This window comes from Nitrosococcus oceani ATCC 19707, assembly GCF_000012805.1.
GTDB classification, from domain to species: Bacteria; Pseudomonadota; Gammaproteobacteria; order Nitrosococcales; family Nitrosococcaceae; genus Nitrosococcus; species Nitrosococcus oceani.
In genome coordinates, this window is the sequence record NC_007484.1 from 387,677 (window position 1) to 402,598 (window position 14,922).

16 protein-coding genes are annotated in these 14,922 nt (G+C 52.9%); 2 read left to right on the plus strand and 14 right to left on the minus strand.

The genetic code is table 11. The features are described from left to right. Nucleotides 1-3: 3 nt before the first annotated feature. The 3 genes from NOC_RS01995 to NOC_RS02005 all read right to left on the minus strand — a co-directional run bounded on the left by NOC_RS01995 (nucleotide 4) and on the right by NOC_RS02005 (nucleotide 2,993). Nucleotides 4-594: a phosphoheptose isomerase gene (locus NOC_RS01995; RefSeq protein ID WP_036498042.1), complete on the minus strand. Its 591-nt coding sequence runs from the start codon at nucleotides 592-594 to the stop codon at nucleotides 4-6. A 115-nt stretch (nucleotides 595-709) separates the two neighbouring features. Beyond that, nucleotides 710-1,084 (minus strand): YraN family protein, encoded by a 375-nt coding sequence (locus NOC_RS02000; RefSeq protein ID WP_002814167.1) that lies wholly within the window; start codon nucleotides 1,082-1,084, stop codon nucleotides 710-712. Between the two features lie 19 nt (nucleotides 1,085-1,103). Next, nucleotides 1,104-2,993: a penicillin-binding protein activator gene (locus NOC_RS02005; RefSeq protein WP_002813921.1), complete on the minus strand. Its 1,890-nt coding sequence runs from the start codon at nucleotides 2,991-2,993 to the stop codon at nucleotides 1,104-1,106. Between the two features lie 82 nt (nucleotides 2,994-3,075). On the opposite strand from NOC_RS02005, the gene rsmI reads away from it, so the two are divergent. Next, nucleotides 3,076-3,921 carry a 16S rRNA (cytidine(1402)-2'-O)-methyltransferase gene (gene rsmI / locus NOC_RS02010; protein WP_002813430.1) on the plus strand — a complete coding sequence of 282 codons (846 nt, stop codon included), beginning with the start codon at nucleotides 3,076-3,078 and terminating at the stop codon, nucleotides 3,919-3,921. A gap of 463 nt (nucleotides 3,922-4,384) precedes the next feature. Next, entirely contained in the window at nucleotides 4,385-6,112 is a 1,728-nt protein-coding gene (locus NOC_RS02015; protein ID WP_002812780.1) for a chloride channel protein, read from the plus strand. A 41-nt stretch (nucleotides 6,113-6,153) separates the two neighbouring features. On the opposite strand, the gene NOC_RS02020 is transcribed toward NOC_RS02015, so the two are convergent. The 11 genes from NOC_RS02020 to NOC_RS02070 all read right to left on the minus strand — a co-directional run bounded on the left by NOC_RS02020 (nucleotide 6,154) and on the right by NOC_RS02070 (nucleotide 14,700). Then, on the minus strand, nucleotides 6,154-6,876 hold the full coding sequence (locus NOC_RS02020; protein WP_002814023.1) for a tellurite resistance TerB family protein: 723 nt from the start codon (nucleotides 6,874-6,876) through the stop codon (nucleotides 6,154-6,156). Nucleotides 6,877-6,964: 88 nt separating this feature from the next. Continuing rightward, entirely contained in the window at nucleotides 6,965-7,720 is a 756-nt protein-coding gene (locus NOC_RS02025; protein ID WP_002812742.1) for a hypothetical protein, read from the minus strand. Between the two features lie 83 nt (nucleotides 7,721-7,803). Then, on the minus strand, nucleotides 7,804-8,208 hold the full coding sequence (locus NOC_RS02030; protein ID WP_002813834.1) for a M67 family metallopeptidase: 405 nt from the start codon (nucleotides 8,206-8,208) through the stop codon (nucleotides 7,804-7,806). After that, nucleotides 8,208-8,981 carry a HesA/MoeB/ThiF family protein gene (locus NOC_RS02035; protein WP_002812505.1) on the minus strand — a complete coding sequence of 258 codons (774 nt, stop codon included), beginning with the start codon at nucleotides 8,979-8,981 and terminating at the stop codon, nucleotides 8,208-8,210. Before NOC_RS02035 ends, NOC_RS02030 begins: the two co-directional genes overlap by 1 nt. Before the next feature lie 56 nt (nucleotides 8,982-9,037). Next, nucleotides 9,038-9,913 carry a dihydroorotate dehydrogenase electron transfer subunit gene (locus tag NOC_RS02040; RefSeq protein WP_002814007.1) on the minus strand — a complete coding sequence of 292 codons (876 nt, stop codon included), beginning with the start codon at nucleotides 9,911-9,913 and terminating at the stop codon, nucleotides 9,038-9,040. After that, on the minus strand, nucleotides 9,910-11,199 hold the full coding sequence (locus NOC_RS02045; RefSeq protein ID WP_002813153.1) for a dihydroorotase: 1,290 nt from the start codon (nucleotides 11,197-11,199) through the stop codon (nucleotides 9,910-9,912). The genes NOC_RS02040 and NOC_RS02045 overlap by 4 nt, the downstream gene beginning before the upstream one ends. Then, nucleotides 11,199-12,173, minus strand: coding sequence for an aspartate carbamoyltransferase catalytic subunit (locus NOC_RS02050; protein WP_002813207.1), 975 nt, complete (start codon nucleotides 12,171-12,173; stop codon nucleotides 11,199-11,201). The genes NOC_RS02045 and NOC_RS02050 overlap by 1 nt, the downstream gene beginning before the upstream one ends. Beyond that, a complete protein-coding gene (gene pyrR / locus NOC_RS02055) occupies nucleotides 12,170-12,703 on the minus strand; it encodes a bifunctional pyr operon transcriptional regulator/uracil phosphoribosyltransferase PyrR (protein ID WP_002812066.1) in 534 nt (177 codons plus the stop codon). The genes NOC_RS02050 and pyrR overlap by 4 nt, the downstream gene beginning before the upstream one ends. Nucleotides 12,704-12,731: 28 nt before the next feature. Continuing rightward, nucleotides 12,732-13,190 carry a Holliday junction resolvase RuvX gene (gene ruvX / locus NOC_RS02060; RefSeq protein WP_002813372.1) on the minus strand — a complete coding sequence of 153 codons (459 nt, stop codon included), beginning with the start codon at nucleotides 13,188-13,190 and terminating at the stop codon, nucleotides 12,732-12,734. Then, nucleotides 13,187-13,750 (minus strand): YqgE/AlgH family protein, encoded by a 564-nt coding sequence (locus NOC_RS02065; RefSeq protein ID WP_002813699.1) that lies wholly within the window; start codon nucleotides 13,748-13,750, stop codon nucleotides 13,187-13,189. The genes ruvX and NOC_RS02065 overlap by 4 nt, the downstream gene beginning before the upstream one ends. Before the next feature lie 47 nt (nucleotides 13,751-13,797). After that, nucleotides 13,798-14,700 carry an energy transducer TonB gene (locus NOC_RS02070; protein ID WP_002812479.1) on the minus strand — a complete coding sequence of 301 codons (903 nt, stop codon included), beginning with the start codon at nucleotides 14,698-14,700 and terminating at the stop codon, nucleotides 13,798-13,800. Nucleotides 14,701-14,922 lie beyond the last annotated feature (222 nt).

A 14,922-nucleotide genomic window follows, 5' to 3' on the forward strand; every position in this document is an offset into this window, starting at 1 on the left:
GGATTATTTCTCCGGGTACAGGCCATGATCAAGCAGATCACATAGACAGTGAATCACGAGCAGGTGTACTTCCTGGATACGGGCGGTACTGTGGGCGGGCACGCGAATTTCCACATCCCGTTCAGTCAGTAAAGGGGCGATTTTACCGCCATCGCCTCCGGTCAATGCAATAATAGTCATCTCACAATCATGGGCGGCTTTAATCCCGTGGATAACGCTGGTTGATTGTCCACTGGTGCTAATAGCCAGGAGGATGTCTCCTGCATTGCCTAAGGCTTCGATTTGACGCGCAAAAACATTATCATAATGATAATCGTTAGCAATAGAAGTTAAGGCCGAAGAATCCGTAGTCAGAGCGATTGCGGGTAAACCAGGGCGTTCCCGTTCAAAGCGGTTGATTAGTTCCGAGGAGAAATGTTGGGCATCGGCCGCACTACCACCGTTACCGCAGCTTAAAACTTTATGACCATGCTGGAGGCTTTCCAATAGATGGCGGCTGGCACGTTCGATGCCGGGGGCCAGGGTTTTCATAGCCGATAATTTAAGCTGGGCGCTGCTGAAAAAATGTTGTTCGATACGTTCTCGGCTGTTCATGGCTGTTTTAGTGGAAAGATTTGGCTTGTTTGTTGGCATCATTGAGGAGTGTTCTAGTTTACCGTGGTAGCATTGGGGAAAAATACGTCGCCAGGTATGTATTGGTAAAGTTTGCCTATGATTCTACCCGAAAGGCATCCCGCAGCCACATAATGTTATCCGCTCCCTTTTCAGATGTGATTCCCACGACATCAAAGCGACAGGGTTTATTTTGAGCCCCCCCGGTTCGTTGGAGGTAGTGTTGGGCCGCCGCAATGAGGCGGGCCTGTTTGGCTGGAGTGATGCTATCTATGGCATCTCCAAAGCGTCCCTTACGGCGGTAACGCACCTCTATAAAAACCAAACTTTCTCGGTCTTCCATAATGAGATCGATCTCGCCAAGACGGCAGTGATAATTACGCTGGGTTAGACGCAGCCCTCGCGCTTGCAGGTAATGACAGGCTAATTGTTCTGCCTGCTCTCCCTTATCCCGGTGGGTGGCTGGCTTCATTTCGTTTTAGACAAGGGAATTATTTAGCCACCGGCTGGGGCTGCCCTTTTTTAAACTGAGCCCAATTCAGCGTGCGGCGCAAATGTCGTCCAGCATCCATCTGTAATGTCCCTGTGGCTCCATCAAAGGTCATATCCTGATTCTGCTGGAGGGCCTTTAAATGGGGAATGATTCGGTAAGCATCGACGCCTAAAGCGTAGAATCGTTTCAGTTGTTCAAGATTTCTTGGATAAGCAGCGGCCAGGCTTTGGTAACTGGGATCATTTTGTGCGTTTTTATCGAGAACCCAAGGAATATCGCAGAATAGTACGCCGTTTAGATCCTGATCATTTTCCGGATCGGGGTACCCCGTGTAGATATGGGAAGAGCTATAGACAGGCAGTTTCTCTGCTCGGTGGAAGCGGAGCTGGGGGACTAAGAGGCGGGCTTGCCGTGGAAAGGCGGCGAGAAAAATAAAATCAGCCTCATGGCGCCGCTCTGGCTCAAAGGCTAACTCCTGGAGTGCTCGCTGACGGGATTGGCTATCATCAAGATCGAGTAAACGTTGAATTAGAGGGGAGTAATCCTCTTTCTCCGGATCATAGGCTTGAGACTTTACCAGGGTGCCACCTAGCCTTTCCCACCGCTCGGCAAAAGCGTCTTTCACCCGTTGACCCCATTGGGTATTGGGAATGAGGGCTAGGGCGTTGCGGTGTCCATCGTGCCAGGCCCGCTCAGCGACCTCCCGGGCCTCATCTTCCGGAGAAAGCGTGAATTGATAAAGTTTTTCAATGCCTTCATGGGATTTCTCCAGATAGTTAAGGGCCAGCGTGGGTAATGACAAATCACCGGTTGCGACAAGCTGTGCCAATGACTGTTTAGTTAGCGGTCCTGCCACAAAATAGGCGCCCTCTGTTTGTGCTTGTTGATAAATGCTATAGATATTGCTGTTACCGGTTTCAGAGTCAATTTTGACCTCATAGAAACGAATGTTAGATGGCCAGCCATTATTATCATTGTAGTAGGCTGCAAAAAAGCCATTTTGCACGGCTTTGGCGGAAGCCGCAAACTGGCCTTCCGTGGGGAGTAATAAAGCGATAGAGGGTTGGTAGGCCGTCGTGGGGAGGGTGGCCATCTCGGCCTGAAGCAGGGGCAAGGAGGCGGAGTGCCCAGGGTAACGGGCCTGCCAGTTTTCTATCGCTTGCTGTAAATCGGGAGAATCCAACTGGTAGCGCTGAAAAAGTCGCGCGAGTTCTAACCAACCCTGGAGAGCAGGGGAGAGAGGTTCTTGAGGCAAAGACCCAAAAGTATAGGGAGAGAGGCCCATGAGCAGGCCCCAAAGGGCGCGCTGATTTTCCTGCAGGGCCTGGGCGTCAGATAGCAAGGGTTCTAATTGAACTCGTTCGCGGGCTGCGGCAAGGGGGTTATCTTCAAGCTCATAGGCTTGCGCCCGGAGCCGATGGAGGGCGGCTTGTTGCTCTAGGCTTGGTCCTAAGCTTTCGACGCCTTCTAAGAGGAGCAAGGCCCTTTTCATTTCTCCTTCTGCTATTGCAAGCTGGGCAGCCAGAAGATGATAGCGGAGCTTCAATGGCGATTCTAAGCTTTCGGGTGCAATACTCTCAAGGAGCATTTTAGCTTCTTGCTGATAATTGCCTTGGAGCAGAGCAGCAGCAGCATGTAATTGGTAATCTTGACGCTGCGGCGATTGCGCGTCAGCCGCCAGCTGGGTATACGCTGTAGCGGCGGCACGATAGCGTCCTTCGGCCGCCAGGGCCTTAGCCTGGACAAGTTCTGATGATGGTGCCTGGGGGGAAACCTTGGGAGACGGTGAAGTACAGGCGGTTAGCCCAAGCAGAATGGCAAGGCCCGCTAACGGCAGGTAATTACCTGCTTTTCGAAAAAAGATCACCATAGGAATAAGAGGATACATGTCACATCAATATACTTAAAACGGGTAATATTAACCGCTACCTGTAAAGCAGCCTAGAGGCAGTCTATCTGATCTTTATTCTATGAACGGTACTCTTTATGTCGTGGCGACGCCTATTGGCAACTTGGGAGACTTCAGTCCCCGGGCTCAGGAGATCCTACGGAAGGCAGACCTGATTGCTGCTGAGGATACCCGTCACAGCGCGGCTTTATTGCGTCATTTTGGAATTACCACGGCAATGATCTCGTTGCATGAGTATAACGAAAGGCGACGGGCTGAGCTTTTGATTGCTCGTTGTCGGGAGGGTCTTTCGGTGGCGCTGATTAGTGATGCTGGGACACCGCTAATCAGCGATCCCGGCTACCGGGTTGTTCGCCAGGCACGGCACGCAGGGATAGAGGTGCTGCCTATCCCTGGTCCCTGCGCTTTGGTGGCGGCCTTATCGGTGGCGGGGTTGCCTTCTGATCGCTTTGTATTCGAGGGTTTTTTGCCTGCTAAAACGGGTGCTCGACAGGCTCGATTGCTGCAATTAGCCGAGGAGAGCCGCACACTGATTTTTTATGAGGCGCCTCGCCGTTTGCTAGAGACTCTCCAAGCAATGATAGAAGCGTTTGAGCCGGATAGGGAGGCTGTGGTTGCGCGGGAGTTGACTAAGCGCTATGAGACAGTCCAGGGGGGAACGCTTTCTTTCCTCCTTAGTTGGGCCAGGCAGACGCCAGAGTCGAGTCGGGGGGAATTGGTATTATTGGTTCATGGCGCGGAAAAAGAACAAGACGCTATCCAGCAGGAGGCCCTACGGGTACTGCGGCCCCTGGTGGCGGTTTTACCTTTGAAGCAAGCGGTTGCCCTAGCGGTTGATATTACTGGATTTAAAAAAAATCGCCTTTATCAATTGGCATTGGAGCTACAGGCGGCTAAAAAGCATTGAGCCATCTTGTAGCGCGGCTTGCGTTGTTTCTCCCATAGCATTTTTCCGCTCTGGGCTGGGAAAAGCTCAGGATATGTAGCGAGCCTCCATAAAATGAGGCATCAGCTGATAGGTTTCCATAAAGAGGTGCTGGGTCCTAGCCCATAGCGCTATTCTATTTGCCCTAGCAAGGGGGTAAAAGGATAGGTTTAAATAGCGTTAGTTTTGAGATTAGTGATAGTAACCACAAGCAGCAGTAAGTGATTTGTCGACCTTGTTTCCGCAGGTTTACTTCCGCTTGCCATAGGTTTTGAAGCGGCGGTATTTCATAATTCGTAGCGAATGCGGTGGTGAATTTGGGGAGCGCTTCATGCTATCCATGAAACGTTCGGTTGCGGGCTTATCGATTTTTAAGCAGATTTCAGTATAGGCGAGCTGGTAATTTTTTAGTCTAACGTACATTTTATTTAGCCTTGTAAACCTGTTGTTCAATTTGTTCAATCTAAAAACTCCCTTAGAAAATCTGCGAATCCGTGTCGCTTCGGCAGAGGCCCTGCCCCAGCTCTCCCTCCTTGGCTTACTGACAGGGTTGCTGGCGGGAGGAGGGACCGTGGCTTTTCGGCTAGCGGTGGATGTGGATCAGATTGCCCTGCTTCCTAGCCACCAGGTAGATGATTTTGAAAGTCTCGATTGGCTCGAACGGTTATTGTTCCCCATCGTGGGGGGCCTGAGCATCGGATTGCTACAAGAGCTTGCCCATACCTATCGTGCGGTGGGGGTGGTGCATGTTTTAGAGCGGATTGCCTATTACCAGGGTCGCCTGCCTTGGCGTAATGCCCTGCAGCAATTTGTGACGGGCGCACTCTCTATTATCTGTGGCCACTCGGTGGGACGGGAAGGCCCTAGTGTGCATCTAGGGGCTGCTGGTGGCAGCTTGCTGGGACAATGGCTGGAATTGCCTAATAATGCCCTCCGTACTTTAGTAGCCTGCGGTATTGCGGCGGCCATCGCGGCTTCCTTTAATACTCCTCTGGCAGGTGTCCTCTTCTCAATGGAGGTCATCATGATGCAATATCAACTCGCCGGGGTGGCGCCTATCATTCTGGCTGCCGTGGTAGGGGCTGCCATCTCCTGGGCCGTGTTTGGCCCTTCACCCGCTTTTTTCGTGCCTCCCACCGAAATGCATTCCCTGCTTGATTTCCCTTATCTGGTCTTGATTGGCTTCGTCGTGGGAATTTTGGCGGCTGTTTATAATCGGTTAATGCGCTTTTTTTCCGGGTTGGAGAAGCAGCGCCCTGTGTGGCAACGCTGCACCGCTGCTGGGCTGCTAGTCGGCCTTTGTAGTATTGCCGTCCCCGAAATCATGGGCCTGGGTTACGATACGGTAAACGCCATACTTATGGGTCAATTTGGTCTGAGTGCTCTGGTCGTCATCACTATCGTTAAATTATTTGCCACCACTGCTTGCGTGGGCCTGGGCATACCAGGAGGGCTTATTGGTCCCACCCTGGTTATTGGCACTGCGGCGGGCGGTGCGTTAGGAATTATTGGCACGGCTTTGCTGCCGCAAGAAGCATCCCCTATTGCCCTTTATGCCATGGTGGGGATGGCCGCCATGATGAGCGCAACCTTACAAGCACCCCTGGCGGCCCTTATGGCCTTGGTAGAACTGACCGCCGGTACCTATATCCTTTTTCCAGGAATGCTAGCAGTAGTCGTAGCTAATTTGGTGGCGCGAGAGGGGCTTCATCAACAGGCTCTGTTTCTGATGCTACTGCGAACTCACGGCCTAGACTATCATTATGCGCCCATCTCTCTCAGGCTCCGGCAAGCCGGGGTGGCAAGCGTGATGGATCGCCACTTTGTAGAACTACCCGTTATCACTGATCGGGAAGCCGCACTTCAAGCCCTCGCGCAAAATCCCCGTTGGGTGCTGGTGAAACAGGATTTCCAGCCCCATTCCGTAGTGCAGGCTGCTGATGTGGCCCGAGCCTTAAGCGATGAAGAACAAGGGTCTCTCAATCTCATGGAAATTCCCGCAGTCCGGGAAGATATCCAGGCTGTCTCTTTCTATGCGACCCTCCAGGAAGCCCTGGAAATCCTTGATGCTAGCCAAGCTAAAATGCTGTATGTGACGCGGCGCATAGGACCCACCCGCATACGAACGTATGGAGTATTAAGCCGGCAAGATATTGAGTCTTATTACGGCTAGTCAATTTAATAGACACTCGGCGTTGTCAAGCGCCTATTTTTTCAGGCAATAGGCGAACCCGTTAGTTCGTGGAGACGGCTAACCGTTGCCCTATCTAGTCCTAGAGCCTGGGCTAATTGCTGCAGGTAAGCTCTTTCAGCCTCGGTATCAATGTCAATGGCGAACAATGAAGCGGCATATACTTCGGCGGCAACCGCTTTGTTTGGCACTGCCGAGACTAGCGCTTGTAAATCCATTGGACGGCTTAATTCATCCATGACGAGCTGACGTTCCTCATCGGTCACGCCGTCAGCGCTGATCTTGCCGAAGATATTATCCATTTCCTTCTGGTCAAGCTGCCCATCCGCCTTGGCCGCGGTAATCATGGCCCGGACCATAAGTTGTTCTGTTTGGGGCGCAGCCAGCGCCTCGATTTGCTCTTGCGGCAGAGGTTGTGCCCCAGAGGTAAGGTTCCCTGACGAGGTTGGGGTATTTTGCTTGTCTTGAAGCGCACTGACTGCCAATGTGCCTAAAATCGCCATGGCACTTCCGCCGAGAGCACCTTTTGCCGCACTGCCACCACCACCAAGGAGCGCCCCAGCCAGGGCGCCAAGGCCACCAACCTGTCCTCCGGTCATGCCGCCCGCCTGCTTATTGCTAAGAAATTTCTGGGCAATATCCACTAGGCCACCAAGACCCTCGGGGCTAGCCGTACGCTCTAGCCTAGAATGACTTTGACTGCTCATTCCTTGTAGTAACTGTCCAACGATATTTCCAAAACTCATAGTCTGTATTCCTTGGTTAAGGGAAAAGTTTTCAAACTTTAATAAAAGTATTCAAAGAGAGGGTTTCAATTCATGCGCCCAACCCCGGTTACATAGGAATCGCGAACTTTAATTCGTCTTGATTATAAAACTCGATTTGCTGGGTTGCCGGGTTGTATTTCATGTAAATGGTCCCTTCGTTATTAAAGCTGATACGATCACCGGCCTGAATACGGATGGCTTCACCGGAATCAATATGATCAATAACCATCCCGCTTTCGCTTGCGGGGGCATGGGGAAAGCCATGGGCGGAGCCTGCTAGCATAATACCGACTTTGGGTTTTCCCTGGGGCCGGTCAGTTGAAGTCTCAATTCCTAATGCCCATTGTGTAGCCGCATTTCCACCATTGACAATATCGATGCCCCGCACTGGAGCTAGGGGATTGCCAGAAAAATTTAATCCATTGACTTCGAACCCGATCGCTGGAGCACCTGAGTAGGTAGCGGCAAGGCTGTTGCCGCCAAAGGCGGGGCCCGGCCCTTCAGTCTCGCCATAAAAAAAAGCGCCTGCCGCCTCTGCCATTCCTTCTGAACGGACAGCCGCGGCAAGTGGCGTGTGAGTACCCGAAACATCGGCAGGGATATAGGTATAAAGGTAGGTAGGGGTATCCCCTTCAGAGCGAGCGGTATTGGAAACAAAGAGATGGGGGTTGATCAAGCGATCAACAAAATCCCATATTCTTAAGGCGGGAAAAGTATTATCTCCTAGAATCAAATCAGCGGACAGATAGCCCGTCAAGTTAGGATAGGTAACATTTCCCAAGAGAAATCCACTCAGCAAGCTAAGCGCTATCAATTTTTTCATCGTAACCGATCCCATTTGGATGATGAAACGCTTACGCAGGAGAAACGCTATTACCGGTATTTTCCCCGCGCCTGAGAGGTAAATTATAATTGTAGCTCGATCTCCTCGTATACCTCTCCTTGCAACCGAAAGCCTCGCATCTCCAGGACGCCTTTAGTATTGAGGGAAATAATTAAATATAATGCGCCAGGGTAAGCCGCTTGGGCAAGGTCGCTTTTTGAGGGCAAAGGCGCAGTTTCAGGATGGGAATGATAGATACCAAATAATTCCTCACCCTCTTCGCGCATACGGCGCATGGCCGCGATTTGGCCCTGGGGATCCATGAAAAAATGCCGTTGTGGTTCCGGCGCAATATTATTGATGGGATAGCAGCGGGAAGGGAGACCGTTACGGGCGCTGATCAGTCCGCATATTTCCTGCTGGGGCTTTACCTGTGCCTGGTGCAGCAGTTGGTTAACCAAGGGGCGGGGAAGTATGACTTCTGCCATTAAGCCAACTCCCGCCATCTCTCTCGCGAGCCGTTACAAATAGGGCACTGGGGATCTTGCTGAATTCGGGTTTCGCGCCAGCGCATGCTCAGCCCATCGAGTAATAATAGCCGATTATGCAAACTTCGTCCTATACCCAATAGCAACTTAAGGGTTTCCATCGCTTGGACGCTGCCGATAATTCCTAGCAAGGGGGCTAGTACGCCGGTTTGGGAACAGGTCTCTTCTTCGTTCTCCCCGCCTTCCTGAAACAAGCAATGGTAGCAAGCTCCGTCCGGTTGCCGGCTATCAAACACCGCCACCTGTCCTTCCATGCGAATGGCGGCGCCAGAAACCAGGGGCCGGCCTACCCGGGCGCTAGCGATATTCAAGGCAAAGCGGGTAGCGAAATTATCACTCCCATCCACAACTACGTCCGCCTGGGCAATCACCGCTTCTAAGTCCTTTCCCTCCAACCGAGCGGCTATTGGCCGCACTTCCACCTCGGGGTTCAGAGCCTGCAGGCGGCGGCGTGCCGATTCTACCTTGGGTAAGCCGATGACGTTGCTATCGTGCAAAATTTGCCGCTGCAGATTGGAAAGCTCTACCTCATCGGGGTCAACGAGAGTCAATTGTCCTACCCCGGCTCCAGCTAGATACAAGGCGATAGGTGACCCTAAACCGCCCACGCCCACCACTAGAATCCGGGAATCGAGCAATTTTTGCTGGCCTTCGATATCAATTTGGGGTAGTAAGATTTGCCGGCTGTAGCGTAGGAGTTGTTGGTCGTTCATTGCCTTAAAGTGAGTCTAAAATCCTAGAGTGAGATGCTAGCATAGGCGCTTTCTTATCAGGTAAACACCGCCTCGGCATCAAATACGGGTCCATCCACGCAGACTCGTTTCATGGCGGGTCCTTGTCGGGTCTGGACTTTTACCACGCAGCCAGCGCAACCGCCCACGGCACAGGCCATGAATTCTTCTAGGGAGACTTGGCAGGGGAGGCCAAATTCCCGGGCGAGTTGGGCCGTGGCCGCTAGCATGGGGTGGGGACCGCAGGCATATATGGCAACTTCTCGCTGTTGGGCTGGAGCAAGCGTGTGCAGCCAATGGCGAGCCAGGTCGGTGATAAAGCCTTCGAAACAGCCGGGATAGCCTTGAAGACTAGCCAATCGGCTGGGAATTTTCCAACCTTCCAAGAGCGGCATGGCGCCGATGACTCCCTCTGGTAGCCCCGGTATTAGAAATTGGGAAGGCCGTTGCCGGAAGGGGAAAGGGATTTCCGAACCCATGAGCACCAACGGATTGAAATGCCCGGCTTGGCGCAGGGTATCGGCTAAAAATACCATGGGAGGGATGCCTACCCCGCCGCCAAGGAGCAAGGGCCGGGGATAGGCGGGGTCCACCCGGAAGGGTTGCCCGATGGGGCCCAGGATGCTGATCTGCTCACCCGGCTTTCGCTGGGCTAGCAGCTGCGTACCCTGCCCCACCACTTTGTAAAGAAATTCAACCCAGCCATGCTTGGCATCGGCTCGCATGATGGAGAGGGGGCGGCGCATGGGGAGACCCGAATCGCACTGGAGATGGGCGAAGCTGCCTGGGGTAGCGCGGGAAGCGATACCAGGGGCGGCAACCCACAGCACGTATTGCTCCCCTGGGTGGGCATCCTGGGCCAGGATTTTTCCCTCCTCTATCAGGATAGTGTCCCGGTGGGATTGGGGTGTCATGGTGTTTCGTCTGCCGCAGCAAAAACCACCCGCCCTTCCAGGAGAGTATAAGTGACCCTTCCTTGAAATTCCCAGCCTCCAAAGGGGGTGTTTCTCCCCTGGCTGGCCATTTCTTCAGGCTTGAAGGTCCAATGGCAATGGGGATCAAATATACAAATATCTGCCCGTTGCCCCGGCGCCAAATGGCCGCCTTCAATACCCAACACCTGAGCGGGTTGGCAGGTAAGATACGCGATAACCTCGGCAAGAGTCAGGGTATCGTCCTGGGTTAGCCGTAAAGAGAGGGGCAGCAAGGTTTCCAGTCCCGAGATTCCTGGTTCGGTAATGGGGAAAGCGCCCAGCTTAGCATCGAACTCATGGGGTTGATGATCGGAGCAAATGGCACTGAAAGTACCATCCCGCAGACCTTCATGGAGGGCATCCCGATCCCGCAGGGAGCGCAGGGGCGGGATGACGTGGCACTGGCTGTCAAATTCTCCAATATCGTGCTCGGTCAAGTGGAGATGATAGGCTGTTACATCCGCGCTTATTGGCAACCCTTCGGTTTGTGCTTCCCGGACCATTCGCACCGCCCGGGCGCTGGAAAGATGACAAAAATGGGCTTGTACGCCAGTTTGTTCAATGAGTAGCAGATCTCGGGCCAGGGAGACGGTCTCCGCGGTTTCGGGGATGCCCGCTAAGCCGAGGCGAGCGCTGACGATCCCTTCATGGCAGCAGCCTTCAATGCCGAGCCAAGGATCCCGGGAATAAAGAAAAAGGGTGATTCCCAGGGTGGCTGCATATTCCATGGCCTGGCGCATCACTTGGCTATTGGCAATGGGCATCAGGCCATTGCTGACTCCCACGCAGCCTGCTTCCCGCAGAATACCCATTTCCGCCAATTGTAATCCTTGCAGTCCTTGGGTAAGGGCGCCCAAGGGTAGAATTCGAGTTCGTTGGTACTGGGCTTCCCGATGGGCGATTAAATCGACCACGGCAGGGGTGTCAATGATTGCGAGGGTATCCGGTGGACAACAGAGAGTGGTGATGCCGCCTTTAGCGGCAGCCAGGGTTTCCGTAGCGATAGTTCCTTTTTGTTCCTGGCCTGGTTCCCGTAAGCGTGCCTGTAAATCAATCAGCCCTGGGCACACGATTTGGTCTTGGGCATCAATTTCTTGTTCAGCCCTAAAGCCTTCGGGGGCGCTGCCAATGGCCACCACCCGGCCTTCAGCCAGATAGAGATCCTGGAGTCCGTCTATTTTGTTATAGGGGTCAATGAGATGCCCGCCCCGGATGGTCGTGCGCATTAGCGGGCCTCCTTGGCTTCAGGGACCGGTATCTGCATGGTCATGGCCATGACCGCCATGCGAATAGCAATACCATGGCTGACCTGCTCCAGGATGACCGAGTGGGGTCCATCGGCTACGGCCGATTCGATTTCTATTCCCCGGTTAATGGGACCCGGATGCATCACGATAGCCTCTGGCCGGGCTAGGGCGAGTTTTTCTTCGGTTAAGCCATAGAGCTGGAAATATTCCCGCTCACTGGGTAGCCGTGCCCCTTCCATGCGTTCCCGTTGGAGCCGCAGTGTGATCACTACATCTACCCCTTTAAGTCCTGCCCGCATATCGTGAAAGATGTGAACGCCTAATGATTCCACGTTGCGCGGCAATAGTGTCCGGGGAGCAATCACTCGGATTTCCCCCGTGCCCAAGGTTGCCAAGGCGTGGATTTCGGAGCGAGCTACCCGGGAGTGGAGGATATCGCCGACAATAGCCACCCGCAGATTGGGAAACGAGCCCTTGTGGCGGCGGATAGTGAGCATATCCAGCATGGCCTGGGAAGGGTGGGAGTGGCAGCCGTCTCCGGCATTGATTACGCTGACATGGGAAGGAACATGACGAGCAATAAAGTAAGCGGCACCGCTATCAGAGTGGCGGACCACGAACATATCACAATGCATGGCCTCCAAGCTGCGGAGGGTATCCAGCAGACTTTCCCCTTTCTGGGTCGAGGAGGTGCGCACATTCAAATTCATAACATCTGCCGAGAGGCGCTTGGCCGCCAACTCAAAAGTGCTCAAGGTTCGGGTGCTGTTTTCAAAAAAGAGATTGACAATGGTTTTTCCTCGTAACAGGGGAACCTTTTTTACGTGTTGGGCGCCGATGGTGGAAAAAGACTCGGCTGTATCCAAAATTCGGGTCAGTAACTCCCGGTTTAACCCCTGGATGCTGAGGAAATGGCGTAATTGGCCGTTCTGGTCCAGTTGCAGGTTGCTCATTCCGTGGGGTCAATATATTGGATACTGAACTGCAGAGGATCTGGGCCAGTTAATTTGACTTGCTCGTTGGGCGCTAAATCCAAATGATGGCCGACCACATCTGCTTGTATCGGTAATTCCCGGCCAGCGCGCTCTACCAGGGCGGCAAGCGTGACGCTGGCTGGGCGGCCGTAGTCAAAAATTTCATTTAACGCCGCCCTTACTGTTCGTCCAGTGTAGAGGACGTCATCTACCAGGATGATATGCCGATCGGCCACGGAAAAGGGCAGCTGAGAGGGTTGCACTTGGGGATGCATGCCGATGCGGGTGAAATCATCCCGATAATAGGCAATGTTAAGTACACCCAAGGGGTCAGAGACGAGGTTATCTAGCTGATTCAATAAACGTTCCGCAACCCATACGCCCCCTGTATGAATACCAATCATGGCTGGTTTATTCCGCTCTTGTTCAGCCATCCGCTGGTTCAGGCCTGTTGCTAGATTGCGGAATAAAGCATCTATATTTAACGAAACGGGCTGCGGGATATTCATAAGGACCTCGCGCAGAAAATCCGTAATTTTAGTGACGGATGGTTTGCTGTTCTGTTAACCAAGTCTGCAAGATACACTGGGCAGCCATCTGATCGATGCCTTGGCGGCGGCCAGAGGCGGAGGATTTAATATTTAACCGTTCCCGGGCCTCGACGGTGGATAAACGCTCATCAACCCATTCTACGGCCAGGCCATACCGGCCGTGCAAACGATGACCAAAGCGGCGGGCTGCTTTAGTCAAAAACTGTTCAGATTGGTCCATATTAAGCGGTAACCCGACAATCAGCAAGTCAGGGTTCCATTGCCTGATGAGTTGGGTGATTTGGTTCCAATCAGGATTTCCTTCATGGGCTTTCAGAGTCGTTAAGGGGTTAGCGCTATGCGTTACTTCTTGACCAACAGCCACCCCAATATAGCGCAGCCCAAAGTCGAATCCGAGGACGATCCGGGGTTTTGAGGGAGAGGGGGCATCAAGGGTTGCGCTCATGCGTGTCCAATTTCTCCGGAGAGACGGGAAAGATCGACTCCTGCCAGGGCAGCGGCTGCTTCCCAGCGCTGCTGGTAGGGGGTGTCGAAAACGACCGTACTGTTGGCAGGGGTGCTTAGCCAGGCATTTTCCGCTAGTTCTTGTTCCAGTTGATTAGGACCCCAGCCAGCGTAACCCAGAGCAATGAGAGTCTGTGGAGGGCCTTTTCCTTGGGTAATGGCGTCAAGGATATCACGGGAGGTGGTAATGCCCACTTCATCGCCAACCCTTAGGGTAGTTTCCCACTGGCCAATGGGACGGTGCAACACAAATCCCCGCTCTTGTTGGATAGGGCCACCCAGAAACACGGGCATCTCTCCTACCTCTTGAGGGCAGTCTTTAACTTTTATATGTTGCAGCATCTGGTCAAGCGTGATGCTCAAAGGGCGGTTGATAATAATGCCCATGGCGCCATCCTGGTTATGTTCGCAGATGAAGGTGACCGTGCGAGCAAAATTGACATCATCCAGAGCAGGCATGGCTATCAAGAAATGATTACGGAAATAGCACATTGTTTTCATGATTAAGCATCATTATACCAAGCAGCATTTTTCTTGCGACCCCGACCTTAGCGAGAACTAAAATCTTTCCCGCTGTGGAATTGCCAGGTCCGGGTGATAGAAAGTATATCGTGGCCTTGGAGTACGTTTGCAGGTATGTTGGCGAAAGGGGCGGCTAAGCGTACGATTCGGATAGCCGCTTTATCTAATGCCTGATGGCCAGAAGAATGGCGCACCACAATATTAGCTACCGTCCCATCCGGATTAAGATCGACCACTAGAATGAGGCTTCCCGAGAGTCCCCGCCGTTTGGCTTCCTCTGGATAATTCATTTTCCCGACCCGTTCTATTTTTTTACGCCAGGCATCTAGGTAGGCGGTCGCCGCGTACTCCGTGGTGTTGGAGTCGAGGTATCGCTTACGGGGTTGGTTGGCATAACGCTGAATTTCTCTGGCAAGCTGTCCCTCTAGGGCGGCGATGAGTTCTCGGGCCGAGGGGCGGGGAGAGGTCGTTTCCGGAATTTCTGGGGAGGTGGACGCCGGTATCTGTTGTGGTTTGCTAGGGGAAGGGGTAGCCCGTTTTTGAGTGAGTAAGGGAGATAGGGCTGTCTGTTTGGGCGGAGGAAGTTTTTGCTTAGAAACTGCCGGCGCAGGTTGGATTGCTGGACTGGTGGGTACCCGTGGGGGAGCGGCTAAAGGGGAAGGCGCGCTGGGCGCTAGTGGATGTCTTTCCTCTTTTTCGCTTTTGCTTATTTTGCCGGCTTGGGCAAGAACGTTCGGTTTTTTCGGAATTTTTTCTTGCTTGAAGGGAACGAGAATAATTTCCAAGGGGAGGGGGATTGGCGTAGGGGGAGGAAAGAACTTCAGTTGATCCATGCCTAATAGCAGTATTCCATGAAATAGGACTGAGAGAAGTAAGGTCAAGATTAGCGGGTAGTTCATGGTGGGAATCATGGCGCTTGGAGAGAGCATTTCTATTTTTCTATCAGTTGGTTTGGTTTACTATGCAATCCATCAGCTGAGCACTGATATTGAGGTAATATAGGGCATCCAGTTCCAGATACAAGAGGGGGACTGATTACGTTACGCTTAGTTGAGGCAATCACCCATCATACCGCTGTGAGTTGCTTAAAAACCCCGCTTTAAAATAGCTATTTTATGCTCAAGACCAGACTAAGCGTGTTTAAGGGACGC

Excerpts from the sequence above, each read along its gene's own strand:
- rsmI (WP_002813430.1), top strand. The coding sequence starts at position 3,076 with ATGAACGGTACTCTTTATGTCGTGGCGACGCCTATTGGCAACTTGGGA.
- NOC_RS02020 (WP_002814023.1), bottom strand. The coding sequence starts at position 6,876 with ATGAGTTTTGGAAATATCGTTGGACAGTTACTACAAGGAATGAGCAGT.
- ruvX (WP_002813372.1), bottom strand. The coding sequence starts at position 13,190 with ATGAGCGCAACCCTTGATGCCCCCTCTCCCTCAAAACCCCGGATCGTC.
- pyrR (WP_002812066.1), bottom strand. The coding sequence starts at position 12,703 with ATGAATATCCCGCAGCCCGTTTCGTTAAATATAGATGCTTTATTCCGC.
- NOC_RS02025 (WP_002812742.1), bottom strand. The coding sequence starts at position 7,720 with ATGAAAAAATTGATAGCGCTTAGCTTGCTGAGTGGATTTCTCTTGGGA.
- NOC_RS02040 (WP_002814007.1), bottom strand. The coding sequence starts at position 9,913 with ATGACACCCCAATCCCACCGGGACACTATCCTGATAGAGGAGGGAAAA.
- NOC_RS02065 (WP_002813699.1), bottom strand. The coding sequence starts at position 13,750 with ATGAAAACAATGTGCTATTTCCGTAATCATTTCTTGATAGCCATGCCT.
- NOC_RS01995 (WP_036498042.1), bottom strand. The coding sequence starts at position 594 with ATGAACAGCCGAGAACGTATCGAACAACATTTTTTCAGCAGCGCCCAG.
- NOC_RS02030 (WP_002813834.1), bottom strand. The coding sequence starts at position 8,208 with ATGGCAGAAGTCATACTTCCCCGCCCCTTGGTTAACCAACTGCTGCAC.
- NOC_RS02050 (WP_002813207.1), bottom strand. The coding sequence starts at position 12,173 with ATGAGCAACCTGCAACTGGACCAGAACGGCCAATTACGCCATTTCCTC.
- NOC_RS02035 (WP_002812505.1), bottom strand. The coding sequence starts at position 8,981 with ATGAACGACCAACAACTCCTACGCTACAGCCGGCAAATCTTACTACCC.
- NOC_RS02045 (WP_002813153.1), bottom strand. The coding sequence starts at position 11,199 with ATGCGCACGACCATCCGGGGCGGGCATCTCATTGACCCCTATAACAAA.
- NOC_RS02070 (WP_002812479.1), bottom strand. The coding sequence starts at position 14,700 with ATGCTCTCTCCAAGCGCCATGATTCCCACCATGAACTACCCGCTAATC.
- NOC_RS02005 (WP_002813921.1), bottom strand. The coding sequence starts at position 2,993 with ATGTATCCTCTTATTCCTATGGTGATCTTTTTTCGAAAAGCAGGTAAT.
- NOC_RS02000 (WP_002814167.1), bottom strand. The coding sequence starts at position 1,084 with ATGAAGCCAGCCACCCACCGGGATAAGGGAGAGCAGGCAGAACAATTA.